The sequence below is a fragment of the Streptomyces sp. NRRL WC-3549 genome, from assembly GCF_000721935.1.
GTDB lineage: Bacteria > Actinomycetota > Actinomycetes > Streptomycetales > Streptomycetaceae > Streptomyces.
Genome location: NZ_KL585386.1, coordinates 48,667 through 49,554 on the forward strand (window position 1 = coordinate 48,667; position 888 = coordinate 49,554).

Annotated in this window: 1 pseudogene; it reads right to left on the bottom strand. The window is 62.3% G+C overall.

Annotated features, from left to right (window positions below):
* Positions 1–888 (bottom strand): annotated as a pseudogene (locus IH13_RS36695) (cbb3-type cytochrome c oxidase subunit I); the annotation flags it as partial.

Genomic DNA, 888 nt, shown 5'->3' on the forward strand with positions numbered 1-888 from the left:
TGCCGAAGACGACGTAGTGGAAGTGCGCGACGACGAAGTACGAGTCGGAGATGTGGAAGTCGAGCGGCGGGGAGGCCAGGATCACGCCGGTCAGACCACCGAAGAGGAAGGTGATCAGGAAGCCGACGGACCAGAGCATCGGTGTCTCGAAGGACAACGACCCCTTCCACATCGTGCCGACCCAGTTGAAGAACTTCACCCCGGTCGGCACCGCGATCAGGAAGGTCATGAACGAGAAGAACGGTAGGAGTACCCCGCCCGTCACGTACATGTGGTGCGCCCACACGGTCACGGAGAGACCGGCGATGGCGATCGTCGCGCTGATCAGACCGATGTAACCGAACATCGGCTTCCGGCTGAACACCGGAATGATCTCCGAGACGATTCCGAAGAACGGCAAGGCGATGATGTACACCTCTGGATGCCCGAAGAACCAGAAGAGGTGTTGCCAGAGCAATGCGCCACCGTTCGACGCATCGAAGATATGTGCGCCGAATTTACGGTCGAATTCCAGCGCGAAGAGCGCGGCGGCCAGAACCGGGAAGGCGAGCAGGACCAGCACACCGGTCAGCAGGACGTTCCAGGTGAAGATCGGCATACGGAACATCGTCATGCCGGGGGCGCGCATGCAGATGATCGTGGTGATGAAGTTGACCGAACCGAGGATCGTGCCGAAGCCGGAGAAGGCCAGACCCATGATCCACATGGTCGGCTTCCGACGCCGGGTGAGTGTTCGCCGCGTCCGAGCGGGGAGTAGGCGAACCAGCCGAAGTCGGCCGCGCCCTGCGGGGTGAGGAAGCCGGCCACCGCGATGAGCGAGCCGAAGAGGTACAGCCAGTAGGCGAACATGTTCAGCCGCGGGAACGCCACGTCGGGCGCGCCGATCTG